Source organism: Actinoplanes sp. NPDC051343 (assembly GCF_044455125.1).
Classification (GTDB): Bacteria; Actinomycetota; Actinomycetes; order Mycobacteriales; family Micromonosporaceae; genus Actinoplanes.
On the sequence record NZ_JBITEL010000015.1, the window covers coordinates 257899 to 284561 of the forward strand.

The window sequence follows — 26663 nt, forward strand, 5'->3', positions numbered from 1 at the left end:
CCGAACCCACCTCACGGGCCACCCGGGTCACCTCGTCGGCGAACGACGACAACTGGTCGACCATGGTGTTGACCGTGGTCTTCAGTTCGAGGATCTCGCCGCGGGCGTCGACCGTGATCTTCTGCGAGAGGTCGCCCTTGGCCACGGCCGTGGTGACGCTGGAGATGTTTCGCACCTGGCTGGTCAGGTTCGACGCCATGTAGTTGACGTTGTCGGTCAGGTCGCGCCAGGTGCCCGACACGCCCTTGACCTGGGCCTGGCCGCCGAGCTTGCCTTCCGAGCCGACCTCGCGGGCCACCCGGGTCACCTCGTCGGCGAACGACGACAACTGGTCGACCATCGTGTTCACGGTGCTTTTCAGCTCGAGGATCTCGCCGCGGGCGTCGACCGTCATCTTCTGCGACAGGTCACCCTTGGCGACCGCGGTCGAGACCTGGGCGATGTCGCGCACCTGGTCGGTGAGGTTGTTGGCCAGTTGGTTCACGTTTTCGGTGAGGTCCCGCCACGTACCGGAAACGCCCCGGACCTGGGCCTGACCGCCCAGCTTGCCCTCGGTGCCGACCTCGCGGGCCACTCGCGTGACCTCGTCGGCAAAGCTCGAGAGCTGGTCGACCATCGTGTTGACGGTGTCCTTGAGCTCGAGGATCTCGCCCTGCGCGGCCACCGTGATCTTCTGCGACAGGTCGCCTTTGGCCACCGCGGTCGAGACCTGGGCGATGTTGCGCACCTGGCTCGTCAGGTTGGACGCCATCGAGTTGACCGAGTCGGTGAGGTCTTTCCAGGTGCCGGCGACGTTGGGGACCTCGGCCTGGCCGCCCAGCTTGCCCTCGGTGCCCACCTCGCGGGCCACCCGGGTCACCTGCTCGGCGAAGAGCCGCAGGGTGTCGGTCAGGCCGTTCATGGTGTCGGCCAGTTCGGCCACTTCGCCGCGGGCGGAAACCGTGATCTTCTGCGACAGGTCACCCCGGGCGACCGCGGTTGCGACCTGCGAGATCGAGCGCACCTGGTGGGTCAGGTTGGACGCCATCAGATTCACCGAGTCGGTCAGGTCCTTCCAGGTGCCGGCCACACCGCGTACGTCGGCCTGACCGCCCAGCTCGCCCTCGGTACCCACCTCGCGCGCGACCCGCGTGACCTCGTCGGCGAACGACGACAGCTGGTCGACCATCGTGTTGACCGTGCGGCCGATGCGGAGGAATTCACCCCGGAGGGGTCGCCCATCCATCTCGAGAGCCATGTGCTGGGAGAGGTCGCCCTCGGCCACCGCCACGATGACCCGGGAGATTTCGGTCGTCGGCCGGCCCAGGTCGTCGATCAACGAGTTGACCGAGCGGACGCTGTCGGCCCAGGCGCCGTCGAGCCCCTCGTCGTCCAGCCGTTCGGTCAGCCGGCCGTCACGACCGACGATGCGACTGATTCGCCGTACATCGAGGTTTTGCCGCTCCTGCAGCGACACCACCTCGTTGAACGCGTCGGCGACCTCGCCCGCGGCCCCGCTGCGCCGGGGCAGGCGGACCTTGAGATCGCCGCGTCGCACCCGGCGGAGCGCTTCGGCCAGTTCGCCGAGCAGCGCGGTGTCGTCGGGCATGCCGACGCTGGCCTCTTTAGCCGCAGTCATGCTGGTCCTCACTCGCTGTGCCGTGGCCTCTCGGGCTTTATCCTCTCTCGCCCGACCGGGTCAATGCGAGACACGACTTTGTGCATTGGGCCTTCAACAAGAGAGGATGCATGCGTGTCAGTGGAGGCCGGAGCGATCTCGGACACACCGGCGGGTGGACTCACCCGCCGTGTCCGCTTGCCCAACGACCGCCGCACCCCCGCCGCCGCACGGGCGCTGGTGCGGTCGGTGCTGGAGGACGCCGGCCTCGACGCGCTGCTCAACGAGGCGCTGCTGCTGACCACCGAACTCTCCACCAACGCGGTCGTGCACGCCAACACCGAGCTCGACATCGAGGTGCAGGCCGACCGGACGGGCCTGACCGTGACCGTCACCGACTTCGCGCCCGGCCCGGTCGAACAGCTCGCGGTCGGCCCCCGCAACGAGAGCGTCGACATCGGCGAGGTGGCCGAGCGCGGCCGCGGCCTGCTGCTCGTCGACCACTTCGCCAGCCGCTGGGGCACGGTGCACGAGGGCACCGGCAAGGGTGTCTGGTTCCGCCTCGAGGGTGCGACCGCCGAGCCCACCCCCACCCTGCCGGCCGGCCACGTGCCCGAAGCGGGCACGCCGAGCGTCGGCTCGCTGACGTCGCTGCTCGAGATCGACCCCGGGCGGTCGGGCGACGACGGCCTGGCCGAGTTCGCCACCGAGCTGATGTCGCGGCTGGCCCGGCTCACCGGCGCGGCCGGCGGGGTGGTGCGGCTCGACCGCGGCGACGGCGGCGGCCGCCAGCAGCTGGCGCGGTACGGCCGGGCCCCGCGCGACGACGCGGCCACGATCCGGGTGCCGCTGACCGTGCACCGCCCCTACTCGGGCGAGCTCGAACTCGACGCCTCGCCGACCGGCTACGCCCAGCCGCTGGCCACGATCGTCGCCGAGCGGCTCTCGCTGCACCTGGAGAACGACCGGCTGCGCCGCGCCGACCTGCGCCGGCAGACCTGGCTGACCTTCCTGGCCGAGGCCAGCGAACTGCTCGCCCAGTCGCTCGACGTCAACCTCACGATGGCGCTGATCCCGCAGCTGGTGGTGCCCCGCCTCGGCCAGTGGTGCGCGGTGCACACCACCGACGCCTGGGGCCGGCTGCAGCTGGCCGCGGCCACCCACGCCGACGAGACGGCGATCCCCGAGCTGCACACCACCCTCGCCGAGACCGGGCCGGACGCGATCCTGGCCCGGCTCGAGGAGGCGTCCCGGCTCGGCACCCAGATCATGTTCGGCGCGCCCAACGAGGGCTTCGCGGTGCCGCTGGTCGCCCGGGGCACCCGGCTGGGCACGCTCGCGGTCGGCCGCAACCCGCGGCACAAGCACGACGCCGACGAGGTCGCGGTCGTCGAGGACGTGGCTCGACGGGCCGCGCTGGCGATCGACAACGCGCGCATCCACGACGAGCGGCGTACAGTCGCGCGAACGCTGCAGGCCTCGCTGCTCCCGCCCGCCCTGCCCCACGTCGACGGCATCGGCTTCGCGGCCGAGTACGTGCCGACCGGCTCCGAGGTCGGCGGCGACTTCTACGACGTGGTCCCGGCCGGCGACAACCACTGGCTGGTCGTGGTCGGCGACGTCTCCGGTAAGGGAGTGCAGGCGGCCACCGTGACCGGCCTGGTCCGCGACGTGATCCGCATCCTGGTCGACGATGGCAAGCCGATGTCCGAGATCCTCTGCCGGGTCAACCGCACGCTGGTGCAGCGCGGCGGCGGGCGCTACTGCACGCTCGCGATGGCGATGGTCGAACGCCAGCCGGACGGCCTTCTCTCGGTCTGCCTGCACCTGGCCGGCCACGATCGCGCGGTGCTGGTGCGCTCGGACGGCAAGACGTCGTTCGTCGGCGAGGGCGGCACCGCGCTCGGCCTGCTCGAGGCGATCTCCTCCCCGGACGTCGAAGTCCGACTTCAGCCCGGTGATTCGCTTATCTTCTATACAGACGGTGTGACCGAGCGCCGGCGGGGCCGCGAGTTGTTCGGCACCGGACGGCTGCGGGAGGCAGCCGGCCCGCTGGCGGGCTACCCGGCCGACGTGATCGCCGCCCGCCTACGCTCGACCACGATCAACTTCTCGGTCGAGGAACCTCGCGACGACATCGCCATCCTCGTCTTGAGAAACGACGCCTGACGTCGATTTCGCCCCTTTCGGCGACATTCGCGTGGCATCGTGAGGGCATGCCGAAAACCCAGTACTACACGGCGACCAGCATCGACGGCTTCATCGCCGACGAGCAGAATTCGCTGGAATGGCTCATGGACGTCGACGGCGGCAACAAAAACCCGTTCGGCGGCTTCTTCGCGGGGGTCGGCGCCTTCTGCATGGGCGCGAACACTTACGAGTGGGTGCTGGAGAACGACAACGTGCTGGCCGAGCCCCAGAACTGGCACGACCTCTACGGCGACGTGCCGTGCTGGGTCTTCGGCAGCCGCGAGCTCCCGCTGGTGCCGGACGCCAACATCTTCATGGTGAGCGGCGACGTGCAGCGCGTGCACGAGGCGATGGTCGTGGCGGCCAAGGGTAAGAACGTGTGGCTGGCCGGCGGCGGCGACCTGGTCGGCCAGTTCGTCGACCACGGCCTGCTCGACGAGATCATCATCGGCATCGCCCCGGTGCTGCTCGGCGCCGGCGTGCCGCTGCTGCCCCGGCACCTCTCGTCGCAGGAACTGATCCTCACCGGGGCGGCCCCGGTCGGACGCTTCGCCTATCTGACCTACGCCGTCGGCACGATCGCCGGCCTGCGCCACCACCCGTCGACCGCTCGGCCGTCGAAACAGCACGCCATCATCGGCCGCTAGAACAGTTCGTGGCGGCCCGCCATGTCGAGCCGCGACGCGACCTCGGGCGGGGCCGAGACCACCGCGACCCGGCCGGTGCGGGCCAGGAAGATGTGGCCCATCGTGTCGAGGACGCTGTCGAGCCGGTCGGGCGGCAGATCGCCGGGCAGCACCGCATGGACGATGCCCAGCCCGGCCGAGCCACGCACCGGCACCGGGCGCCCGGTCGCGTCGCCGAGCGCATAAACCGCGGCGGCCAGGTCGAAGACCGGTGTCGAGACGCGCAGCGCGACCTCGGAGCGGCCGAACGGGTAGCGGCCCCACCAGGGCGGTGCGATCGGGGTGCCCATCGTGCCCCACGCCTGGGCCAGAGCCTCGGCGTCCGCGTCTTCGAACAGGGCGGCCAGAGTGCCGGGCCGATCGCCCGGAAGATCGACCTCGAGCGCGGCGAGCGCGGGATGCTCGTCGAGGGCCTGCTCGACCCGATCACGCATCTCGAGCGGGCTGCCGATGGTCACTCCGACCCAGCGACGGGACGCGGGCAATGCCTCGAGCCGCACGGTCGCGCTGGTGATCACGCCGGTGACCTCCGAGATGCCGGGCCGGCCCCGCTCGCCGTCGGACTCGCCGGCCTCGCCGGCCCGATCCACGTAGGCGATGCGGTCGACGTGCTCGGCCGGGGTGCCACGGCGCAGGCGCAGCGGACCCGACTCGTTGACCCTGAGCATGCCGCCGAGCGTGGCGGTGGGTGACGGCGGGTCGACCGGCAGGCGCTGGCCGCGCAGGGCCAGCGCGGCCTGCAGGGCCCGGACCGGCGTGCCGGTGCCGACCTCGGCGGTGGCCGCTCCCACGTCGTGATGCCAGATGCCACCCATGCGGGCGGTGTCGAGCAGCAGGTCGACGCCGGCCGGCGGCCGGCCCCAGTCAATCTTGCTGCCCGAGCCGCGCGGCAGCACGCTCAGGCCGCGGTCGGCCGCGAGCCGGAGCACGTCGGTGGCGGCTTGCGCGGTCGCCGGAACGGCCACATAGGCCGCCCGTCGGCCGCCGACCGCGTCGATGGAACGGCCCGCACGTGCGTAGTCGGGACCGCAGATGTCCACGAGGGCGTCGAGGACCGGGTCACTCATGTCGGAAGCCCCCCAGGCTTGGCCGCCGGTTCACCGCCACCCCACGATCGACCGGTCTGAAGATCGTCCACTCTGGCATATAGTACATGTGTTCGAACGCGCGGTCTCCGTGGTGGACAAAAAAGTGCTGAGGCACCGGTAACGTAAAGGCGTGACTGACAGCCCGCCTTCGCTCCGACAGGTGCCGCACGAGCGCACCTTCCACGGCGACACGGTCAACGACGAATACTTCTGGCTGATCGACAAGGACGATCCGCAGACCACCGCCTATCTCGAGGCGGAAAACGCCTGGACCGAGCGGGCCACCGAGCACCTGGCCACCCTGCGCGACACCGTCTTCCAGGAGATCAAGGGCCGCACCCAGGAGACCGACCTCTCGGTGCCCAGCCGCAAGGGCGCGCATTGGTACTACACGCGCACCGTCGAGGGCAAGCAGTACGGCATCCAGTGCCGGGTCCCGGTGCAGCCGGGCCAGGACGGGCCACCGATGGGCGAGGAGCGCCCCGGCGAGGAGGTGCTGCTCGACGGCAACGAACTCGCCGAGGGCAGAAACTTCTTCGCGCTCGGCACCTTCGACGTGAGCCCCGACGGCAACCGCCTGGCCTACTCGACCGACTTCGACGGCGACGAGCGGTTCACCCTGCGGGTGAAGGACCTGCGCACCGGCGAGGTGCTGCCGGACGAGGTCACCGACACCCACTACGGCAGCGCGTGGTCGGCCGACGGCAGCGCACTGTTCTACATCACCGTCGACGACGCGTGGCGGCCCTACCGGGTCTGGCGGCACGCGGTCGGTCAGGCCGGCGTCGACGACGTGCTGGTCTTCGAGGAACCCGACGAGCGGTTCTGGGTCTCCGTCGAGCTCAGCCGCAGCGAGAAGTTCATCGTCATCGACGCCAACAGCAAGGTCACCTCCGAGGTCCGCGTCATCCCGTCCGAGGAGCCGACCTCCGAGCCGGTCGTGATCGCGCCGCGCGAGCAGGGCGTCGAATACTCGATCGAACACCACGGGCACCGCTTCCTGATCCTGCACAACAAAGATGCGGAAGACTTCGCGCTGGCCTACACGTCGGCCGACAACCCCGGCGAGTGGGTCGAACTGATCCCGCACAGCCCGGGCACCCGGCTCGAATCGGTCGACGCGTTCACGCGGCACATCGTGATCTCGCAGCGCCGCGACGGGCTGACCGGCCTGCGGGTGATGGGCGACGGCAGCACGGACTCCTACGACATGGAGTTCCCGGAGCCGCTCTACAGTGTCGGGCTGACCGGCAACCCGGAGTACGACACCGCGACCGTCCGCATCGGCTACACCTCGATGGTCACCCCGGAGTCGGTCTACGACGTCGACCTCGTCACCCGCACCATGACGCTGCGCAAGCGCAAGCCGGTGCTGGGCGACTACAACCCCGACGACTACGAGCAGTTCCGCGACTGGGCGACGGCCGACGACGGCACCCGGGTGCCGATCTCGATCGTGGCCCGCAAGGGCACCCCGCGCGACGGCTCGGCGCCGGCGCTGCTCTACGGCTACGGGTCGTACGAATACAGCATCGACCCGTACTTCTCGATCAGCCGGCTCTCGCTGCTCGACCGCGGCGTCGTCTTCGCCATCGCGCACGTCCGGGGCGGTGGCGAGATGGGCCGCAAGTGGTACGAGGAGGGCAAACTCCTCACCAAGAAAAACACCTTCACCGACTTCGTGGCCTGCGCCCAGACCCTGGTGCGGCATGGCTGGACGACCGCGGCCCGGCTGGTCGCCCGCGGCGGTTCGGCCGGCGGCCTGCTGATGGGCGCAATCGCCAACCTGGCCCCGGAGGCGTTCGCCGGGATCGTGGCCGAGGTGCCGTTCGTCGACCCGCTCAACTCGATTCTCGACCCCAACCTGCCACTCACGGTCACCGAGTGGGAAGAGTGGGGAAACCCGATCGAATCGTCTGACGTCTATGCCTACATGAAGGCGTACAGCCCGTACGAGAACGTCGACAAGCTGCCCTATCCCAGGATCCTGGCGATGACCAGCCTCAACGACACCCGCGTGCTCTATCACGAGCCGGCCAAGTGGATCGCCCGCCTGCGCGCGGTCGCCCCTGAGGGCAGCTACCTGCTCAAGACCGAGATGGGTGCCGGCCACGCGGGCCCGAGCGGGCGCTACGACTCCTGGAAGGAAGAGGCGTTCGTCCTTTCCTGGGTGCTGGACGTGCTCGGACTGGCTTAGGCGTACGCAAAAGGCCGGGCAGATCCTGCCCGGCCTTTTGCGTTTTCTAAGCGGCGTTATACGCCTCGGCCGACACCTGTACGCCGTGCGAGCAACCCAGACGCGACGGCCACGAGAGCGTGACCTTCCGTGACTCGCCCGGCAGCAGCCAGAAGTAGTTGTCGTCGTAGCGGACAGGCAGCACGCGGTCGCCGTGGCTGTCACGCACCGCGAGCCGGATCAGCGCGGCCACGCTCGGCCCACGGTTGGTGACGGTCGCCGTCAGCTGGTCATCGTCGCCGGACCGCTTCACGCCGCTGGTCGACACGCCGAGCCGGGTCCTCGGCAGCGAGGTGAGCGCCTGCATGTCCGTGTCCTTCTGGTAACGCCAGTAGGTGTTCTCGGAGAGCACGTTGTTGCGGTTGTCGCGCAGTTCCAGGCGTACAAGATGAAGCGCCTGACCCGCCGGAGCCGTGACCACGAACGCGGGCGTGCCGGCGGAAGCCGGCACGTCGATCTTCTGCGTTTGCGTGTTTCCCAGCTGCTTGCCGTGCAGGTCGTAGCAGGTGGCCGACACCGTGACGCCGTGCAGCGCGGTCGGCGTGTGGTTGACCGCGCGCACCTTCCAGGTGCCCGGGTCGGCCTGCACGTGCTGGGCCTCGCAACCCTTGCGGGCGCCGTAGTAGGCGCCGTTGACGTCCAGGTCGTAGTCGTAGGTCTGCCACACCGTGCTGTACCAGGCCGGATGCGACATCCACAGGAGCAGGCCGGACGCGTTCTGGAAGAGGCTGGCGTTCCAGGCTTCGAACATCGCGCGGTGGTTCTCGAAGTTGACGAACTGGGCCCGCGCCGCGAACTGCTCCAGCGACGTCGAGGCACCCAACCGAGCGTCGATGGCGGCCTGGTAACGGTCCGTGTGCTGGTTCCCGATCGGTGACCAGTCGTGGTAGTTCCAGACCTCACTGATCGGCCACTCCGGCTGATCGCCGACGAGGTTGCGCATGGTCTCGACGACCGGGATGACCGGCATGCCGATCTCGGTGTGGAAGCCGAAGGCGCCGGCCTGGTATTGGTTGGGGTCGGCGTAGAGGGCGGGGTCGATCCAGTGCCAGGGGCCGGAGCCGCTGACGATGCCGGCGTTCGAGGACGGCACGTAGATGATCTCGGGGTCCTCGTCGGCGACCGCCTTTTCGAGCCCGGCACCGATGGCGGCCGGCGGGTATTCCTCGTTCGCGCCGCACCAGACTGCGATCGACGGGTGCGTGCGGTAGCGGCGGATCGTGTCGGCCGCGATCTCGATGTACGTCGGCGACGACTCGATGAACTGGCCGGCCTCCCAGAAGTCGTTCCAGACCAGGATGCCGAACTCGTCGCAGGCGGCGTAGAACTCCTCGCGGTTGCTGCTGCCCAGCCAGTTCCGGATCATGGTGAAGTTCATGTCGCGGTGCATCGCGACGGTGTCGCGGGTGCGGTAGGGCTCGGTCCGGCGCAGCAGTTCGTCCCAGCCCCAGTTGCCGCCGCGGGCGAAGACCGGCGTCCCGTTGACGCTGATCTTGAGTTCAACGGCGGTGTTGTCGACCTTCTTGACGTCGGTCCAGTTCTGGTCGTCGTTCGAGATCTGGATCGTGTAGTCGCGGGCGTAGGCCTGTTCCCAGGCGATGACGACGGTGTCGAAGGTGGTCTCCGCACCGAGATCGACTCGAATCCATTCGCCGTCCTGGTACCGGCTCGACCAGCGGCTGCGCGGGTTGTCGTCGACGGCGTTGGAGGCCGGGTTGCCGTCGTCGCCCGACGCCGTGACGCCTTTGTGGAGGGCGAGGTCGGGGCCGCTTCCGCTCTTCACGGTCAAGGTCCACATCGAGATGCCCCACGAGGTGGTGCGGCGGCCGCCGAGGATGCGGACATATCGAGCGTTCTGCGCCGGGAAGGTTTCGGTCTGGACGCCGGTGTCACCGATCTTGGTCTCGTTGCTGACCTCTTTGACGTCTTTTTCATCGCCGCTCTGCAGGCCGACCTGCACCTTGAAATTCAGGGCATAGGCCGCTTCCCACACGATGGTGACCCGATCGAAGTCCGTGGCCTCGCCGAGATCCACCTGGACCCATTGGTTGTCGTCGTAGCTGCTCGACCAGCGGGTGTTCGGGTCGCCGTCGGTGACGTTGGTCGCCGCGTCCGAATCGTTGTCGGCCGACGAGGCCGTGGCCGGCCGGTGCAGGGCGAGGTCGGTGCCGCCGTCGCCGTTCCGCACTTCCAGCGACCACATCGAGTTACCCCAACCGGTCGCGCGCTGGACCGCGAGGATGCGTACGTATCGGGCGTTCTGCTTGTCGAACGTGATCGTCTGGGTGGCGTGCCCGTTGTCGAAGTTCAGCGGCGGGATCGCGGGCGGCGAGATGACCACCGGCTGGTCCCAGTCGTACGAGAACTCCCGGATGCCGAACTTCGTGGCCCTCTCATCGCTCGTGCGGCCGCCGACCGTCGCGGTCAGCGTCAGGTCGTGCAGCACCGGGTCGCCGTAACCGTTCGGCCACCACAGCTTGGGATTGCGCACCGTCACGGTGTCGAAGGTGACGGTCGCTGTCTGTCCGGCGGGGACGGTTACCGTACGAGTGAGCTTCGCCGAGTCGAACTGGGCTCGCACCGTCACCGTGGTGGCGGTCGTGGCCGCGTTCCGGACCGGCACGGAGATCGCCACCGTGGCCGACCGGGCGCTCGGCACCTTGGTCACGACGTGCGGGTCGCCGAGCACCGCCGCGCCGGTGCTGCGCAGGCGCACGTGGTTCCAGATGCCGCTGACCCGGTCGCGGACGGCCGGCATCCAGTCCCAGCCCGACACCGCGAGATAGGTCGGCGAGTCCAGGAAGATGTGGCCGCCCTGGAGGAACGTGTTGCCGTCCTTGCCCTTGTCGCCGGGGGTGCCGGGGTGCGGCATCGGCGTGATCTTGACGGCCAGGACGTGGTCGGTTCGCCCCTTCAGCGCCGCGGTGACGTCGAAGGCCGCCCGGGCGAAAGGATGCACCACCGTACCCACCTCGACGCCGTTGACCCACGTCGTGGCCTGGTGGTTGACGCCGTCGAACTCGAGCCAGACGTGCCTCGACGCATCGAATCCCCGGGGCAGCTCGAACGGCCGGCGGTACCACCATTCGTGCCGCGACAGCGCCTCGGGGATGCGCATGTTCTCGAACCCGCCGACCGGGTCGGGCAGGTGACCCTGCTCGACCAGGCTGGCCAGCACGGTTCCGGGTACGGTCGCCGGCAGCCAGTCGCGGGTGTCCACGCCGGCGCCGGTCGGCGGCGCGCCGACGAAGTCGTCCAGGGTCAGCGACCAGCCCGACTCCAGCGGCACGGTGCCGTCGTCGGCGACGGTCAGGGCCGGGACCGGCTTGGTGTTGCCGCCCTCCCAACTGGTCCAGCCCTTGGCCGCGGGACGCGGCGTGGTCGCGGTGCCGTAAACCTGAAAGCCGTTGAGACCGACCGGGTTGGTGTTGGTCCGCTTAGTGACGCTCAGCCGCACCCAGCGCGCGACGACCGGCTGATCCAGCTGGATCGCCACGGTGCCTCCGGCACCGTCGGTCACACTCTTGACGGACTTCCAGTTCCGGCCGTCGGTGGAGACGTCCAAGGTGTACGCGACGGCGGCGCTGGACCGGATCTCGTCCCCGTCGGTGTTCCCGAAGTTACCGTCGAACGGCGGGTCGGCCGCGGTCGCCTCGAACACCAGCGTCACGGCCTCGACCCGGCACAACGCCTGCAGGTCGACCGAGATCCACTGTGGATCGCCGGTCGCCGCCCGCCAGCCGCTGCCCTTGACGCCCACCTGGGCCAGCCTGTCGACCGCGAAGGAGGCGGGGGTGGGCGCGTAGTCGGTCGAGGAGACGGCGACCGGGCGGTAGAGCGCAAGGTCGGTCTGCTTCGGATCGGCGGGGCTTGCGGCTTGCGCGGCACCGTCAGGAAGGACAGCGCTCGCGCCGATCGACGCCAGGAGCGTGGCCCCCGCGGAAAGAAAGGTCCGGCGAGAAACGGGCATCCAAAACCTCCAAAGGGTGCCCGGAAGTACCGGGCTGACAACGTTGTCAGGCTGCGCGCCGGATCCAATCATGTCAAGACTTGAATAAAGCCGACATCGTCCGGCAATAATCAGCGGACGACCTCCGACTCAGGCCTCGCCGAAGTGCGGGCCGAGGGCGGCAATGACCTCCGGGTGAGCCTGGAGCCAGCCCACCATCCGGCTCTGGACCTCCGCCCGCTGGGACGGCGGAATGGTGTCCTCGGCGGTCGGTCCGAGATATCGCCGCAGGTCGGGAGGTAGCTCCGCCGGCACCGGCTCGTCGAGGGCCGCCGCGCGAAGCAGGGCAGCCACGCCCGGCAGCGTGGGCTCCTCACCGGCGATCACGCCGGTGAACCCCGCCGACAGGACGTCTTCCAGGTCGGTCTCCCGGTCGCGGCGCAGCCGCTTCTCCCACTGGCGGCTCATCGAAGCCCGGCTCGGTCGCCGGGCGAGGTTCCGGGCCATCGCGTCCGAGCGGTCGAGCGGATCGCCGTCGTCACCGATGACATCGGCGAAACCCCGATACATCTCCCGGAATCCGGCCCGCACCACGGCCGGGTCGATCGGGAAGCCGCGATAGAAAAGGGCAAGCGGGCACTCCCGCAGCGGAACATTCCGGTTGAGCAAGTCCACGAGGGCAGCGATCTGACGCGCCGCTCCGGGCGGCCAGCGAGTTACCGTGCCGCCGCGGCCAACCGAGATCTGCTCGATCGCCGGAGCCGCATGAGCCTGCCGCCATCGCTCCAGCTTGCGGGTGGTCACGCCGGTCACACCCATCGCCTGCAGCTCATGGATCAGCTCCTGGTTGGCGTCGAAAAACTCGAGCGGGCGGCGCCCTACGTAGTCGCCGGCCTCGACCTGCCGGGCCGAAGGGTCACAGGTCTTCACGCCACCGGCGCAACGCGACCACCGCGATGTCGTCGGCCTGCTGGCCGGGGCCCGGGAGCAGGCGGACCAGGCGGCGGGTGAAGGCGTCCAGGTCGGGGTCGACGTCGCCGGCCGCCTTGGCCAGCAGGCCGAGGCCCACGTCGATGTCGGCGTCGCGGCGTTCGACCAGGCCGTCGGTGTAGAGGACCAGCGTGCCGCCGGGTGGCAGGACCAACTCGGCCTCGGCCGGGCGGGCGGCGTTGATGCCGAGCAGCGGGCCGTGAGCCTCGATGAAGTGCACCCCGTCGTCCGTACGCAGCAGCGGGGGCAGGTGGCCGGCCGAGGCCAGCCGGATCACGCCCGTGGCCGGGTCGAGGGTGAGCAGGCACAGCGTCGCCGAGTCCTGCGGCAGCACGGTTCGCATGAAGCGGTTGACCAGGTCGAGCACGGCGGCCGGGGAGTGGCCTTCGACCGCGTACGCCCGGACGGCGTGCCGCACCTCGGCCATCACCGTCGCCGCGTGCAGGGAGTGGCCGGCCACGTCGCCGATCGCGACCAGCAGGCGGCCGTCCAGCATGGTCAGTTCGTAGAAGTCGCCGCCGACCTCGGTCTGGGCGCCCGCGGGCTCGTAGCGTACGGCCAGGTCGAGGCCGGGCACGTCGGGCAGGCGGGATTGCAGCAGGCTCCGCTGCAGGGTGACCGCGATCCGGTGCTCCTCGTCGTACGACCGCTGGGCCTCGACCGCCGCCGCGACCGCCTGGGACAGCTGTCGGAGCACCGGGAAGCCGGGGGTCTGTGAGCTGGTCGTCACGGCCACGTAGACCGGCGGCCGGTCGGCGCGCAGCCGGGCCGCGGCCACGGTGACCGAGTCGTCGGAGGGCCAGGAGGTCACGTCCCAGTCGGCCGGCTCGTCGGTGCGGACCAGGGAGCCGACCGCTACCGGCGTCGACGCCGGCGCCCACTGCCGGATGGTCGGTGGCGATCCGACCGCGGCCAGGCTCTGCCCGTCCGCGCTTTCGGCCAGCACCACCGCCGGGCCGCCGAAGATCCGGTACGCCCCGTCGACCGCCACCGCGAGCAGGTCCTCGATGGTGGAGGCCGAGTTGATCGCCAGGGTGGTTTCGGCCAGCTGGACGAGGCGGGCGGCCAGCGACTCGGCCCGCTGCCGCGCCGAGTAGTAGCGCAGCACGGCCTGGGCGGTCGCGATCAGCTCGTCCGGTTCGATCGGTTCGACCAGGTACGCGTCGGCGCCCCGGTTGAGCCCTTGCGTGCGGTCGACCACGTCCACCGCGTGCGCCGAGACGTGGATGACGGGCATAACGCCGTACGCCGGATCGCTTTTGATCCTCTCGCAGACCTCGAACCCGCTCATGTCGGGCAACTTGACGTCGAGGACCACCAGATCGATCTTGGCACCGGGCAGCATGTCGAGAGCCTGGGTACCGGTTTCCGCCTCGCGCACCGTGAAACCGGCCCGCGTCAGCCAGCTGACCAGCAGATATCGCTTGGTCGCGCTGTCGTCGATGACGAGGATCGTGGCCGGGTTCATGACGCGGGCAACCGAACCGTGAATGTGCTGCCCTCGCCGACCGCCGACTCCACCCGCAGCGCACCCCCTAAAAGGCCGGCCAGCCGGCGGGCATAGGGCAGACCGAGGCCGGTGCCCTTGCCGTTGAGTGCGGTGCTGCCCGGCACCTGGTAGAACTCCTCGAAGATCCGCTCGTGCAGTTCGGGTGGGATGCCGGCGCCGGTGTCGGCGACCACGAACTCGATGTCGTCGCCGACCGGGCGGACACTCAGCCGCACCGAGCCGGCCGCCGTGAACTTGAGCGCGTTGGTGAGCAGGTTGCGCAGGATCTGGGCGAGCAGCACCTCGTCGGAGCGCAGCGCCGGTAGCGCCGGCTCTTCGATGATCAGTTCGACCTCGGGCCGGGTGACCAGCGGCCGCAGCGTGCCCCGCAGCTGGCCGAAGACGGCCTTGAGGTCGACGTCGGCCCAGTTCGGCTCGATCCGGCCGGCTTCCGCCTTGGCCAGGTCGAGCAGGTCGTTGACCAGCGACAACAGGTCGGTGGCGGAGCTCCGGATCAGCTCGACCTGGCGGCCCTGCTCCTCGGTCAGCGCGTCCGACGACGCGTCGGCGAGCAGCCGGCCCAGGCCGATGATCGCGGTGACCGGGGCGCGCAGCTCGTGACTCACGTTGGCCAGGAAGCGGGTCTTGGCCTCACTGGCCGCCCGCAGCTGCACCGACTTGTCGTCCAGCTCGGCGTAGAGCGCGACCACGCCGCGGTTGGTTTCTTCCAGCTCCTCGGAGAGCTGGTGGTAGAGCGCCATCACCCCGCGGTTGGTCTCCTCCAGCTCGGCGTTGAGCCGGGCCAGGTCGTCGCGCTGCCGGCGCACCTCGTCAAGGGCGGCGATGAGCTGCTGATTTTGCACGCTGAGCTCGTCCAGGGGTGTCCCTGGTACGTGTCGGGCCAGATCGGCGCGGATCTCCTCCATACGCTCGGAAGTCAGCTCCGGCGCGGATGCCGGCAGCCGTCGCAGCATCCGTACGACTGTTCCGTTTTCCTCATCGCCGACCTCCATCGTGTCGACCAGACGGCCGACCTGCCCGAGTTGGGGCGCCAGCCGGGCGGCGTCGCCCGGCACCGGATTGCGCACCGCCACCTCTAGAACGGGTACCCCGTTCGACGTGATCGTGAACGCGACCTCGGCCTGCGGGCCGCCGGCCAGCATCACCCGGCCGACCTCGCTGATCGCGGTGGCCATCCGGGTCTGGTCCTGGGCTTCGAGGCCGACCGCCCGGGCCACCTCACGGCCCAGTTGCCGCACCACGAAGATGTCCTGCTCGATCCGCAGGGGCATCCGCATGAGCGGCTCGGCGGTCACGGTAGGCGCGCCACTACGACGCCGGCGTCATCGCGGCGGATGCCGGCGTCGCGCAGGACGGTCGCCGCGATCACGATCGGCGAGTGGCTGAACAGGCCCGGATAGTCGGCCGGGTTCCAGCGATCGACTACCCCGTCACTATGCATGACCAGCACGGCTCCGCGGCCGAGCGGGTAGTCGTATTCGCGGATCTGCCGGCGCTGGTGTCCCGCGATGCCGGGCAGCGAGACCAGGCCGCGACGGGTGCCGTCGGCGCCGAACAGGGTGCCGGAGATGTTGCCCAGACCCGAGTAGCGGAGTACGCCCGCGGCCGCGTCGAGTTCGGCCACCGCCAGGGCCGCTCCGCGGGTGTGGTTGAGCTTGCGGTGCAGGACTTCCACGACCCCGGCCGGCGAGGTCGAGGGGGCTTCGGCGAACGCGCGTACGGCGGCGGCGGCCGCGACCGCGGCCGGACCGCCGTGCCCGAGCCCGTCGCACATCAGAACCTGGCGCCGGCCTTCGGTTTCCCGCACGGCGTAGGCGTCGCCGCTGACCGGCTCGCCGGTCAGCGGGCGAGTCAGACCCGAGGCCCAGACCGGGTCCGGCACGACGGACGGCCAGACCTGAGCGGCCAGAACGGTTCCTTTCCCCGGTACGGAGTGCAGGTCGACCCATCCGGACTGCCGGACGATCGCGCCGAGGCCGATGCCGAGCGTGCCGGTCGTGGAGTGTCCGTCGCCGATCGAGTGGGCGACGTCGGTCATTCCGGGCCCCTTGTCGATGGCGACGATCTCGACGCCGGCCTGCTCGAGCGTGCGCACGGGGCGGATCAGCAGCGTTCCTTCGTCGGCGTGCTTGGCCAGATTGCCGGCCGCCTCGGCGACGACGATGGCGAGGTCGGAGACCTGGCGTTCGGGCATGCCGAGTTCGACCGCGAGCCGCTCGGCCGAGCGGCGCACCGAGGAGGCGGTCACGGCGGCCTCCACCGGGAACCAGAGTCCTGCCTCTTCCAGGAGCCCTTCGGGTAGCGTCACCGTGTCTCCGATCATCGGCACCACTTGGTCACGGTGATGCTCGTTCCCTGGCCGGCCGCCGTGTCGATGTGGAACTCGTCGACCAGCCGCCGGGCACCGCTGAGGCCGAGCCCGAGCCCGCCGCCGGTCGTGTAGCCGTCGGTGAACGCGAGGTCGAGGTCGGCTATGCCCGGACCCTGGTCGGCGAAAACTATCCGGATGCCCTGTCGCCGGCCGTTGTCGACCCGGCTGACCTCGACGGTGCCCCCGCCGCCGTAGACGAGGGTGTTGCGGGCCAGTTCGCTGGCGGCGGTGACGATCTTGGTCTGGTCGACCAGGGAGAGTTTCACCGCCACGGCCTCGGTGCGGACGAGCTGGCGTACGCGGACGACGTCCTGATCGGTGATGACGTCGACGCGACCGGTCTGGTCGCTCACGACGCGGGCACCACGGGTGTTTCGGCCTCGTCGTCGCCCTCTTCCTCGAGATCACCGATGACGGGCGCCTCGCGGGCCAGCAACTGCATGCCCAGTTCGACGTTGAGCGCGGTGCGGATGCCGGGCAGCGAGAGCCCGAGTTCGACAAGCGTGATCGCCACCGCCGGGCGCATGCCGACGACGACCGTCTCGGCGTCGAGCACCCGGGAGATCGAGGCGATGGTGGCCAGCGTGCGCCCGACGAAGGAGTCGACGATGTCGAGACCGCTGATGTCGATGAGCACGCCGTGGCTGCCGGTCGCGACGATCCGCTCGGCCAGGTCTTCCTGCAACTGGAGGGCGACCTGGTCCTCCATGTCGATCTGGATGGAGACCAGGAGCAGATCGCCGATCTTGAGGATCGGTACCCGGTCCATGTCAGCGCTCCCGCCGCGTACGGCTGATCACGTAACGCAGGGCGTCGGCCAGCGAGGCTTTGGTCGCGATGTCGCCGAACTCGATGCCGAGGGCGACGATCGTCTGGGCGATCTGCGGCCGGATGCCGGAGATGATGCAGTCGGCGCCCATCAGCCGGGCCGCCACCACGGTCTTGAGGATGTGCTGGGCGACCTGCGTGTCGACGGCCGGCACACCGGTGATGTCGATGATCGCGTACGGCGAGCCGGTGTCGACCAGCGTCTGCAGCAGCCGCTCCATGACGACCTGGGCCCGGGCCGAGTCGAGGGTGCCGACCAGTGGCACCGCGACGACGCCCTCCCACAACTTGACCACCGGGGTGGAGAGCTCGAGCAGTTGCTCGGCCTGGTCGGCGATCAGCGCCTCGCGGGCGCGCACGTAGCTGTCGAAGGTGAACAGGGCGGCCGCGTCGACGAAGGCCGAGAAGGCCACGTAGTCGCGGAGCGTGACGGAGTCGACGGCGCCCTGATCGAGAACGGTGGGTAGAGCCTCCTTGAGACCGAAGACGCTGACCGCTGTCTCGGTGGCGGTGAAGCCCTGCCGGGCCCGGCTGGCCGACAGCTCGCTGAGCTGAGCACGCAGCTCGGCGGCCGCCTCGTCGTTCAGCGTCCGCGCGTCGGCGGCCAGCGCCTGGTGGAAGCCTTTGCGCAGCTCGGAGGTCTGTCGCTGGAGTTCGGCGTGGCTCAGCCGGCCTCGCAAGGTGCGTACGATCTGCTCGTTCCACGCCGCGATCAGCGCGTCCTGTTTTTCCTCGAGCAGAACGGCGAAGCGGTTAGCCTCATCCGTACTCAGCGCCACGGCACTCTCCCCAGCTCGTCTACGTGCGCGGACTTTATCATCGGCCCGGCCGTTACTTGCTGTGGGCCAACTAAATCTTGGGAGCCTCGAAACAGTGCGCCCCGTTCTGCACGGGCCGGGCCATCTGGAGTACCGTTCACCACATACCTGGAGGTCCTGAATGTCCCTGACGGTACAAACGGAACAGCACGGCGGCATGGTCGTCGTCTCGGTCGCGGGCGAGCTCGACATGGCCACCGCCCCGCAGCTGCAGGACCAGATCAGCGACCTGCTGGAGAAGGGGCGCACCCGGCTGGTCTTCGACCTGGCCGAGGTGTCGTTCTGCGACTCCACCGGCCTGTCGGTCTTCGTTCGCGCGAAGAACAGCACCGACGACGCCGGCGGCACGGTGCGACTGGCCGCCCCGCAGCGCGGGGTGCTGCGCATTCTCGAGGTGAGCGGCCTGGTCGAGGTGCTGCACACCTATCCCACGGTTGACGAAGCCGTGACCGCCGAGGAGCCCGCGCTGGACTGATCTTTCCAGCTTGGGCCGGTCGGCGTAGTTTGTCGCCGACCGGTGGTGGGCACCTGCTGCCGGGATGAAACGGACGAACCCCTCGGCATACCAGGAGTGCTCGTGAGCAAGATGGTCCAAGGCTTCAAAGACTTCATCATGCGGGGCAATGTCGTCGACCTCGCGGTCGGCATCGTGATCGGCGCCGCGTTCACCACCGTGGTCACGGCCTTCACCAAGGGCTTCATCCAGCCGCTCATCCAGCTGATCGGCGGCGGCAAGGGCGTCACCCCGGGAGCCTGGCACGTTCGGAACGTGGTTTTCGACTACGCGAGCTTCCTCAACTCGATCATCACGTTCCTGATCACCGCCGCGGTTCTCTACTTCCTGGTCGTCTACCCGCTCAACATGCTGGCCGAGCGCCGCCGCCGTGGCGAGGAGCCGCCGCCGGCCGCGCCGAGCGAGGAGATCGTCCTGCTCACCCAGATCCGTGACGCCCTGGTCGCCGGCCGCGCGTCGTCCTCGACCCACCGCGAGGCGCGGGGCGGAAACGAGGAGCCCCCGCGCTACCAGTGAGCCCCTGGACACGCTGCGAAAAAGATCAACCGTCCCGGCGCCGTTCGAACAGATGTTCGATACAGTGCCGGGATGGAACAGCGTAAGCACTGGTGGAACGGCAAATGGGGTCGCATCGCGCGTAAGGATGTCTACCTACGCGTGAGCGGCGACCAGTGGTATGTCGAGCAGCGGGCGGGTGGCGCCGACGGGGTGTCGCACTTCTTCGAGTACGACAGCGAGGACTCCGCTCTCGACACGGTGCGGGCTCTGCTCGCCGGTCCGGACGAGTGGCGCGAGCTGTCGGTCCGCCCGCCGGCCCGCTGAGACCCTTTCCCTGCGATCCGACCGATCCCGGCCTGCGTTCTGCGGCCTGAGCGCCCCGCCGCCTGTCTCTCCAGCCGGCGCGCCGCCCAGCCTGCGACCGCAGAGCTTCCCCGCCGGGGTCAGGCCGCCTGGCGCTCCTCGTGCTCCGCGGTGAGCGGACCGCCCGGCAAGAGCCGCAGCCCCGGTCGCGTCGGCGCCGTCACCTCGTCGTCCTCGTCGTCGGCGAAGCTGGCCCGCCACCCCGACCCGGCACCGATCCGTTGCCCCGGCGGCGCGGCGAACCCGCCCGGCATCTTCGACAGGGCCACCACCAGCAGATATCCGAGGATCACGAAGCCGTGGCTGATCAGCCGCGTGCCGTCGACCCGGTCGCCGGTGAGGTCGTTGAGCGAGAGCAGCAGAAGCATCCCGACGAACGCCGTCAGCATCGGTACCAGCCCGCTCGGCCGCGTGCGGCGCAGCGCGATGAACAGGTAGCCGGCGCCGACCGAGACGTTCCAGGCCGCCGACTCGTTCCACAGATGCCCCGGCGTGGCGTCGAGCCCGGTGTGCACGTGGGCCCCGGTCACCCCGCCACCGATCTGGTTGAGCCCGAGAATCAGCTGCACCGCGCCGACTCCGGCCAGGGCCAGGAAGAGCAGGGTCGCGAAGGAAAACCGCCGCTTCAGCGGCAGCGATGCGGGCTGGGCGGGCAGGGCGGCCAGGATCCGGTCGCCCAGATCGGGCACCGGCACGGCCGTACGCGTCAGCCGGTTGACCAGCGCCGCCTGCTCGAACCACGCCCGGCACCCGGCACACCCGGCCAGGTGCTCCTCGACCAGTGCCCGGTCCGCCGGGTCGTCCTCGCCGTCCAGCTGCGCAGACAGCATCTCGCGCCACCGCTCACAAGCCATGAACCCATAGTCGCGCGGAAGGGCGGAAAGGTTCCCGCCCTCAGCGCAGGCCGGGCGGCCCGGGCATCGTCGGGTGGCCGCCGCTGCCGCCGAGCAGCCGCTTGCGCTCCCGGAAAGCCCGCAGGTTGGCCGTGTTTCCGCAGGTGCTGACGTCGTGCCAGACACCGCTGTTGTTGCGCGAGGTGTCGAAGAAGGCGGCCCGGCAGTCGATGTTGTGGCAGAGCTTGAGACGCGGCCACAGCCCGGCCTGCTGGGCGAGCAGCGCCTCCGCCCACAGGGCCGAGGCCAGCCAGCGGGTGCCGCGGCCGGTCGGGACCATGCGCACCCAGCCGTCGGCGTCGGGCACCAGGCTCACCGGCACGTCGGCCGGGGGCAGCGCGCCGTCGGGCTCCGGGTTGCCGCCGGCCAGGATCACGTTTTCGAACGTCGTGCGCAGCCGCCGCAGCGCCCGCAGATCGGCGGTCGAGATCAGCAGGATCGGCGCGGGCAGACCGGATGCGCGGGACCAGGTCGCCAGCGCTTCGGTCAGCCAGATCTGCGCGTCGTCGGCGGTGGCCAGCAGGTCAGCACCGTAGGACATGGTCGCCCGGGTATTGATCAGCTCTTGCAGGAGCGCGAGGCCGGCCGGGGCCTCGCGGACCCCGTGGCGCGCACTGGCCTTCCACGACATAGCCGAAGCCTACTTGATTCTTTTTCACGACACCGTCCACCTCCCGATCCGTTCGGGCGACCGCTGTGGACATCGATCATCAGGAGGCTTACCCCGGACGCGGAGAGTGACAGTAATTGTCGGAGCTATGGCCATAGTGAGACTTTTTCGGCAATGATCAGGGTGTGACCAGGGAGGCGATCCGATGCGCAAGGTTCTGACGTTCCTGCTGACGGCCGGTGTCGCGATCACGCTCGCCGCTGGCTGCTCCCGCGACGACACGAGCACCACGAGCACGCCGTCTCCGGGCGTACCCTCTTCGGCCGCGCCCTCTCCGAGCGCGACAAAGTCGCCGACCCCAACGCCGACGCCCACAAAGACCAAGCCGCCGGCGCCCAGGAAGCTGAAGGTCGGCGCCAAGGGCGCCGAGGTGGTCGCCCTGCAGAAGCGGCTCACCGAGCTGGGCTACTGGAACGGCAAGGCCGACGGCAACTTCGGCGGCACCACCCAGCAGGCAGTCTTCGCGCTGCAGAAGGCGGCCGGCATCGGCCGCGACGGTACGGTCGGGCCGCAGACCCGCAAGGCGCTCGACGCGGGCGTACGCCCGAAGGCCAAGTCGAAGGCGGGCAGTGGCTACCTGGTCGAGATCAGCCTCAAGAAGCAGCTGATGATGTTCGTCAAGGACGGCGCGGTGGTGGCCACCCTCAACACGTCAACCGGGTCCAACCGGCACTACGACTACCAGGGGCAGACCTACCTGGCCGACACCCCGACCGGCCACTTCAAGGTCGGCCGGCAGATCGACGGCGTGCGGCACGGTCCGCTCGGCGACCTGTTCCGCCCGAAATACTTCAACGGCGGCATCGCGGTGCACGGGGCGCCGAGCATCCCGCCCTACCCGGCCTCGCACGGCTGTGCCCGGGTGTCGAACGCCGCCATCAACTGGATCTGGTCGACCGGCAAGGTTCCGCTGAAGACCAAGGTCTGGGTCTACTGAAACCTAGCCGTCGATGCGGGTGATGTTGCGGATCTTGTTCGAGGCGTCGAGGGCCGCCACCTTGTACGCCTCGGACAGCGTCGGATAGTTGAAGACCGCGTCGACCAGGTAGTCGACCGTGCCGCCGCAGCCCATCACCGCCTGCCCGATGTGGACGATCTCGGTCGCCCCGGTGCCGAACACGTGCACGCCGAGCAGCTTGCCGTCCTCCGGCGAGACCAGCAGCTTGAGCATGCCGTACGAGTCGCCGACGATCTGGCCGCGGGCCAGTTCGCGGTAGCGCGCGATGCCGACCTCGAACGGCGTCGCCGAGTCGGTCAGCTCGTCCTCGGTCCGCCCGACGAAGCTGATCTCGGGGATCGTGTAGATGCCGATCGGCTGCAGCTTGTTCATCTCGCGCACCGGCTCGTCGCAGGCGTGGTGCGCGGCCAGGCGGCCCTGTTCCATCGAGGTCGAGGCGAGCGCCGGGAAGCCGATCACGTCGCCGACCGCGTAGATGTTGTCGACCGCGGTGCGGTAGTTGGTGTCGACCTCGATGCGGCCGCGGCGGTCGGCGGCGAGCCCGGCCGCCTCGAGGCTGAGGTCGTCGGTCTGGCCCTGCCGGCCGGCCGAGTACATCACCGTGTCGGCGACGATCTTCTTGCCGCTCTTGAGGATGCAGAGGGCGGCGGTCTGGTGTCGCTCGACCGCCGCCACCTCCTCGCCGAACCGGAACGTGACGCTGAGGTCGCGCAGGTGGTATTTGAGCGACTCGATGATCTCCTCGTCGCAGAAGTCGAGCATCTTCTCGCGGCGCTCGACCACGGTGACCTTCGTGCCGAGCGCGGCGAACATCGACGCGTACTCCATGCCGATGACGCCGGCGCCGACCACGACCATGCTGCGCGGTACCGCCTGCAGGTTGATCACGCCGTCCGAGTCGACGATCGTGCGGTCGTCGAAGTCGACGCTGTCCGGCCGGGCCGGACGGGTGCCCGCCGCGATGATGATCTTGTCAGCGGTGACCTTGGAATCGCGGCCGCTACCCGCGTCGACCCAGATCGAGTGCGCGTCGGCGAACCGCCCGGTGCCGGTGATCATCGCGACGTGGTTGCGGGCCAACTGGTTGCGGATGACGTCGGTCTGCCGGCTGATCACGTGTTGGGTGCGAGCGGCCAGGTCGCTGACGGTGATCTCTTCCTTGACCCGGTAGCTCGAGCCGTAGAGATCGCGCTGGCTGAGGCCGGTCAGATAGAGAACCGCCTCGCGCAGGGTCTTGGACGGCACCGTCCCGGTGTTGATGCAGACCCCGCCGATCATGTCGCGACGGTCGACGATGCCCACGCGGCGGCCCAGCTTGGACGCCGCGATCGCGGCCTTCTGCCCGCTCGGACCCGAACCCAGAACCAACAGGTCGTAGTCATACACGTCATCAGCGTCGCAGTCCGGTCGTTCCCCGGTCTACGGCCGTCATGATGTTTTTCCGCAGCGTTCGCGGGGCGGACGCTGCCGCCCGCCCCGCGACGGCGCAGCTCAGTTGTCCTGTAGAGCGATCTTGACGGTCGGCGGGGCGGCCGGATTGACCCGTACGTTGGTGGCGGTGGCGAAGTTGGTTCCGCCGTACCAGCCGTTCACGAACGCGCTGCCGGCGTAGTACTGCAGGCGCACCGGCTGATCGATCACCCCGTCGAGGGTGGTCTGGTAGCTGACGCTCTTGACGTAGTCACCGGTACGCGCGTTGAAGACGTCCACGTTCAGGTAGCCGCTGTACGGCATGCCGTCCGAGGTCTTCGGCGCGAGCTTGAGCCCGGTGCCCAGCAGGTGCAGCTGCGCGTCGGCCACGGTCGGCTGGGTAGCGCCGGCCTGGATCGGGGTGGCCGCCTTGCGGTCGGCCGCGTTGCCCGACCAGATTCCGCCGTAGTTATCGCTGTCGTAGTAGCTCGAGAACCGCACCGGCCACGCGTACGGCCCGAGGTTGGCGATCGTGTATGTCGGGCTGTAGTAGGAGGCGCAGCTCGGGTCGACCACGGTCGTGCCCTGGCCGGGCCGGACCGGCAGCACCGACGCGCACCCGTTGATCAGCGTCTCGCCCGTGTCGGCGTCGGTGATCGTGCCGGTGATCGAGGCGGCCGGGTCGAGCTTGACGACCGGCGCCGCGGTGCTCCGGCCGGCGATCAGGTCGAGCCGCTTCGCCTTGTACTGGCTGCCGGTGCCGCCCTTCGCGCCGACCCACTGGATGCCGTGGATGCCGTCCTCGGGCAGGGCCAGCAGCTCGTACGAGCCGGCCGCCAGCGCGCCGATCGTGGCCGTGCCGTCCTGGGCGCTGTAGTTCGGGCTGCCGTACTGGCACATCGTGCCGTCGACCGTTCCGAAGACGGTCGGGAGCGCGATGACGCAGACGTCCGGAACCGGGTCGCCGGTGGCCGAGTCGACGACCTTGGTGGTGATCGCGGCGGTCGCCTTCACCGACACCGCGACCTTGGCCAGCACGCCGAACTTCACGGTCACGCCGACGGTGGTGCTCGCGTGCAGGCCGTCCGGGGACGTGAGGTAGAGCGTCTGGGCGCCGTCCTGCACGTTCGGCAGCGAGAACACGCCGTTCGTCCCGCCGCAGACGCCCCCGAATCCGCCCTGGTACTGGCTGACGCAGACGTCGTCGACCGGCGCGCCGGTGTCGGCGTCGGTGACCGTGAGCTGCACACCGGTCGGCGAGATCAGCGAGTCGTCGACCTCGGTGGCCGCGCCGCCGGTCACTGCGACGACGGAAGCGGTCGAGTACGTGAGCTTCTGGTACGCCCACTGCGAGTGGAGTGTGGAGCCGAAGTTCGGCAGAACGAACTGGACCTTGTACTGGCCGGGCGCGACCGAGGCGAAGGTGTAGTCACCCTCGGCGTCACTGGTCACCTGGCCGGCGCTGCCGCCGGCCACGGTCCAGAGGTTCACCGTCACCTTGCCGCCGCCGGCCTGCGTGAACCGGCCCGTGATCGAGCCGGTAGCCGGGTCGTCGGCGTGCGCCGCGCCCGGCAGCATCGCCCCCGCCACCAGCCCTGCGGCCATGACCGCGAAAGCGCGGCCCCACCTGCTTGTTCCCATGTTTCCCGTCCCCGGAGTCTGAATCTTGCCGCGAGATTCTGGCACGCGGCCCCGGCTCGGCGCCGCCCCGATACATCAAAGTTGATCAAGACAGCAAACCGGGGCACCAGAGACGATCTCCGATGATTACGATCGCTGCGCCCACCCCTACCGAAGGGACCTCAGTGAGAGTCGCAACTCCACGGTGGATCGCGGCCGTCGCCCTCCTCACCACGGCGGCATCCACCGTCGTGGGCGCCGTGCCCGCCTCCGCCGACATCGCGGGACCGCACTACGACGTCGAATCCTCGTTCAACGCGTACACCGACTCGGCCAGCCCCGACGACACCACGTATTTCCCGAGCGGTGGCCTGGCCCCGGTCGGCACGTCGGTCGACGAGAACGGCGTCACGCACACCTCGCGGGCGTACGCGGGCTTCGACATCAGCGGCATGAACGACTCCCGCCTCCAGCGGGCCGTCGTCACCCTTCCCGACGAACTCGGCGCCGACTGCACGGCCGCCCGCGACCTGACCGTGCGCCGGACGGCCGCATTCGACGGCAACGACTGGGCCGACCCGCCGGCCACCCAGGGTGCCGCGGTGGCGGTCACCCCGTCCGACGCTTGCCAGCCGGTCACGCCGACCGCCGACGTCACGACGATGCTCGACCGTGCCCTCACCAAGCACGAAACCGAGCTCTGGATCGAGATCCGGGTGCCGCAGCGGCACGAGGCCACCAAGCGCTTCGCGCGAACGCTCAGCTTCAACGACGTACGCCTGCAGGTGACGCTCACCAACCAGGCCCCCGACAAGCCGGCCAAGCTGGGCGTGAACACCTCCGACCAGCCGTGTACCGACAACTTCGCCACCAACTCCGACTTCGACGTCTTCGCGAACATGTCGGACCGCGACCGCAATCCGGGCGACGTGCTGACCCCGGAGATGGAGATGTGGCCGACCTCCGACGCGAGCGCGGTGACCCCCGTCGACACGGGCATCCAGTCCGGCTTCGACGGCCTGTTCGGCAGCGGCTACATCCACGGCAAGACGCTGCCCGACGGACGGTACGGCTGGCACGCTCGGACGTACGACCAGCGGGCGTACGGCCCGTGGAGCGACCCGTGCTACTTCACGATCGACCACGTCGCGCCGGCGACCGCGCCGACCGTCGCCTCGCCGGACTACCCGGAGAACTCGCCCACCCCGATCGGCGGCACGTTCGACTACGGCACGTTCCTGTTCACCGCGAACGGTTCGGCCGACGTGGTCGCCTTCGCGTACGGCATGGACGGCTTCCAGTCGGCCCGGGTCGACGCCGACCAGCCGGGCGGCGCCGCGGTGGTGAGCTGGTACCCCACCTCGTCCGGCCACCACTCGCTGACCGTGTGGAGCGTGGACGCGGCCGGCAACAGGTCGCAGCCGCGTAACTACGCCCTCAACGTGGCGTGACGCCCCGGCGAGCGGGAGACGCC

Annotated in this window: 22 protein-coding genes; 8 read left to right on the forward strand and 14 right to left on the reverse strand. The window is 69.6% G+C overall.

From position 1 onward, the window contains the following. On the reverse strand, positions 1 to 1618 hold a 1618-nt coding region (locus ACIA5C_RS39590; protein WP_396064560.1), incomplete at its 3' end, for a HAMP domain-containing protein. 114 nt (positions 1619 to 1732) lie between these two features. Between ACIA5C_RS39590 and ACIA5C_RS39595 the strand changes: the two genes are divergently transcribed. Continuing rightward, a complete protein-coding gene (locus ACIA5C_RS39595; RefSeq protein WP_396064562.1) occupies positions 1733 to 3766 on the forward strand; it encodes a SpoIIE family protein phosphatase in 2034 nt (677 codons plus the stop codon). Positions 3767 to 3813: 47 nt separating this feature from the next. Next, entirely contained in the window at positions 3814 to 4434 is a 621-nt protein-coding gene (locus ACIA5C_RS39600) for a dihydrofolate reductase family protein (protein WP_396064564.1), read from the forward strand. On the opposite strand, the gene ACIA5C_RS39605 is transcribed toward ACIA5C_RS39600, so the two are convergent. Beyond that, a complete protein-coding gene (locus ACIA5C_RS39605; RefSeq protein ID WP_396064566.1) occupies positions 4431 to 5540 on the reverse strand; it encodes an FAD-binding oxidoreductase in 1110 nt (369 codons plus the stop codon). The two genes, ACIA5C_RS39600 and ACIA5C_RS39605, sit on opposite strands and share 4 nt — an antisense overlap. Positions 5541 to 5691: 151 nt before the next feature. On the opposite strand from ACIA5C_RS39605, the gene ACIA5C_RS39610 reads away from it, so the two are divergent. Continuing rightward, a complete protein-coding gene (locus ACIA5C_RS39610) occupies positions 5692 to 7758 on the forward strand; it encodes a S9 family peptidase (protein ID WP_396064568.1) in 2067 nt (688 codons plus the stop codon). A 46-nt stretch (positions 7759 to 7804) separates the two neighbouring features. On the opposite strand, the gene ACIA5C_RS39615 is transcribed toward ACIA5C_RS39610, so the two are convergent. The 8 genes from ACIA5C_RS39615 to ACIA5C_RS39650 form a co-directional block, all read right to left on the reverse strand. After that, positions 7805 to 11767, reverse strand: coding sequence for a discoidin domain-containing protein (locus ACIA5C_RS39615; RefSeq protein ID WP_396064570.1), 3963 nt, complete (start codon positions 11765 to 11767; stop codon positions 7805 to 7807). Between the two features lie 129 nt (positions 11768 to 11896). Next, complete coding sequence (locus tag ACIA5C_RS39620) at positions 11897 to 12676, reverse strand: hypothetical protein (RefSeq protein ID WP_396064572.1); 780 nt, start codon at positions 12674 to 12676, stop codon at positions 11897 to 11899. After that, the gene (locus ACIA5C_RS39625) at positions 12663 to 14204 is read right to left on the reverse strand and encodes a SpoIIE family protein phosphatase (RefSeq protein ID WP_396064574.1); all 1542 of its coding nucleotides are present in this window, start codon (positions 14202 to 14204) and stop codon (positions 12663 to 12665) included. The genes ACIA5C_RS39620 and ACIA5C_RS39625 overlap by 14 nt, the downstream gene beginning before the upstream one ends. After that, positions 14201 to 15517, reverse strand: a complete 1317-nt coding sequence (locus ACIA5C_RS39630; protein ID WP_396064672.1) for a sensor histidine kinase — start codon at positions 15515 to 15517, stop codon at positions 14201 to 14203. The genes ACIA5C_RS39625 and ACIA5C_RS39630 overlap by 4 nt, the downstream gene beginning before the upstream one ends. Positions 15518 to 15537: 20 nt before the next feature. After that, positions 15538 to 16569: a SpoIIE family protein phosphatase gene (locus ACIA5C_RS39635; RefSeq protein WP_396064675.1), complete on the reverse strand. Its 1032-nt coding sequence runs from the start codon at positions 16567 to 16569 to the stop codon at positions 15538 to 15540. Further along, complete coding sequence (locus ACIA5C_RS39640) at positions 16566 to 16970, reverse strand: ATP-binding protein (RefSeq protein WP_396064576.1); 405 nt, start codon at positions 16968 to 16970, stop codon at positions 16566 to 16568. The genes ACIA5C_RS39635 and ACIA5C_RS39640 overlap by 4 nt, the downstream gene beginning before the upstream one ends. After that, positions 16967 to 17386: an STAS domain-containing protein gene (locus ACIA5C_RS39645; protein ID WP_396064578.1), complete on the reverse strand. Its 420-nt coding sequence runs from the start codon at positions 17384 to 17386 to the stop codon at positions 16967 to 16969. Before ACIA5C_RS39645 ends, ACIA5C_RS39640 begins: the two co-directional genes overlap by 4 nt. A 1-nt stretch (position 17387) precedes the next feature. Further along, a complete protein-coding gene (locus tag ACIA5C_RS39650) occupies positions 17388 to 18224 on the reverse strand; it encodes an STAS domain-containing protein (protein ID WP_396064582.1) in 837 nt (278 codons plus the stop codon). A gap of 160 nt (positions 18225 to 18384) precedes the next feature. On the opposite strand from ACIA5C_RS39650, the gene ACIA5C_RS39655 reads away from it, so the two are divergent. From ACIA5C_RS39655 to ACIA5C_RS39665, 3 genes are all read left to right on the forward strand, one after another. Next, positions 18385 to 18738: an STAS domain-containing protein gene (locus tag ACIA5C_RS39655; protein WP_396064584.1), complete on the forward strand. Its 354-nt coding sequence runs from the start codon at positions 18385 to 18387 to the stop codon at positions 18736 to 18738. Positions 18739 to 18849: 111 nt separating this feature from the next. Then, positions 18850 to 19293: a large conductance mechanosensitive channel protein MscL gene (gene mscL / locus ACIA5C_RS39660; protein WP_396064678.1), complete on the forward strand. Its 444-nt coding sequence runs from the start codon at positions 18850 to 18852 to the stop codon at positions 19291 to 19293. 72 nt (positions 19294 to 19365) lie between these two features. Further along, positions 19366 to 19599 (forward strand): hypothetical protein, encoded by a 234-nt coding sequence (locus ACIA5C_RS39665; RefSeq protein ID WP_396064586.1) that lies wholly within the window; start codon positions 19366 to 19368, stop codon positions 19597 to 19599. 119 nt (positions 19600 to 19718) lie between these two features. Here ACIA5C_RS39665 and ACIA5C_RS39670 read toward each other — a convergent pair whose 3' ends face one another. Together ACIA5C_RS39670 and ACIA5C_RS39675 are read right to left on the reverse strand one after the other, a co-directional pair. Next, the gene (locus ACIA5C_RS39670; protein WP_396064588.1) at positions 19719 to 20492 is read right to left on the reverse strand and encodes a zf-HC2 domain-containing protein; all 774 of its coding nucleotides are present in this window, start codon (positions 20490 to 20492) and stop codon (positions 19719 to 19721) included. Positions 20493 to 20532: 40 nt separating this feature from the next. Next, positions 20533 to 21162: a CGNR zinc finger domain-containing protein gene (locus ACIA5C_RS39675; protein WP_396064590.1), complete on the reverse strand. Its 630-nt coding sequence runs from the start codon at positions 21160 to 21162 to the stop codon at positions 20533 to 20535. Between the two features lie 184 nt (positions 21163 to 21346). Here ACIA5C_RS39675 and ACIA5C_RS39680 point away from each other — a divergent pair, with 184 nt between their 5' ends. Then, positions 21347 to 22138, forward strand: coding sequence for a L,D-transpeptidase family protein (locus tag ACIA5C_RS39680; protein ID WP_396064593.1), 792 nt, complete (start codon positions 21347 to 21349; stop codon positions 22136 to 22138). 3 nt (positions 22139 to 22141) lie between these two features. Here the strand turns inward: ACIA5C_RS39680 and sthA are convergent, their stop codons facing one another. Together sthA and ACIA5C_RS39690 are read right to left on the reverse strand one after the other, a co-directional pair. After that, positions 22142 to 23545 carry a Si-specific NAD(P)(+) transhydrogenase gene (gene sthA, locus ACIA5C_RS39685; protein WP_396064596.1) on the reverse strand — a complete coding sequence of 468 codons (1404 nt, stop codon included), beginning with the start codon at positions 23543 to 23545 and terminating at the stop codon, positions 22142 to 22144. A 105-nt stretch (positions 23546 to 23650) separates the two neighbouring features. Beyond that, a complete protein-coding gene (locus tag ACIA5C_RS39690; RefSeq protein ID WP_396064598.1) occupies positions 23651 to 25210 on the reverse strand; it encodes a collagen binding domain-containing protein in 1560 nt (519 codons plus the stop codon). A gap of 164 nt (positions 25211 to 25374) precedes the next feature. Between ACIA5C_RS39690 and ACIA5C_RS39695 the strand changes: the two genes are divergently transcribed. Continuing rightward, positions 25375 to 26640, forward strand: a complete 1266-nt coding sequence (locus tag ACIA5C_RS39695; RefSeq protein ID WP_396064600.1) for a hypothetical protein — start codon at positions 25375 to 25377, stop codon at positions 26638 to 26640. The last annotated feature ends 23 nt before the right edge of the window (positions 26641 to 26663 follow it).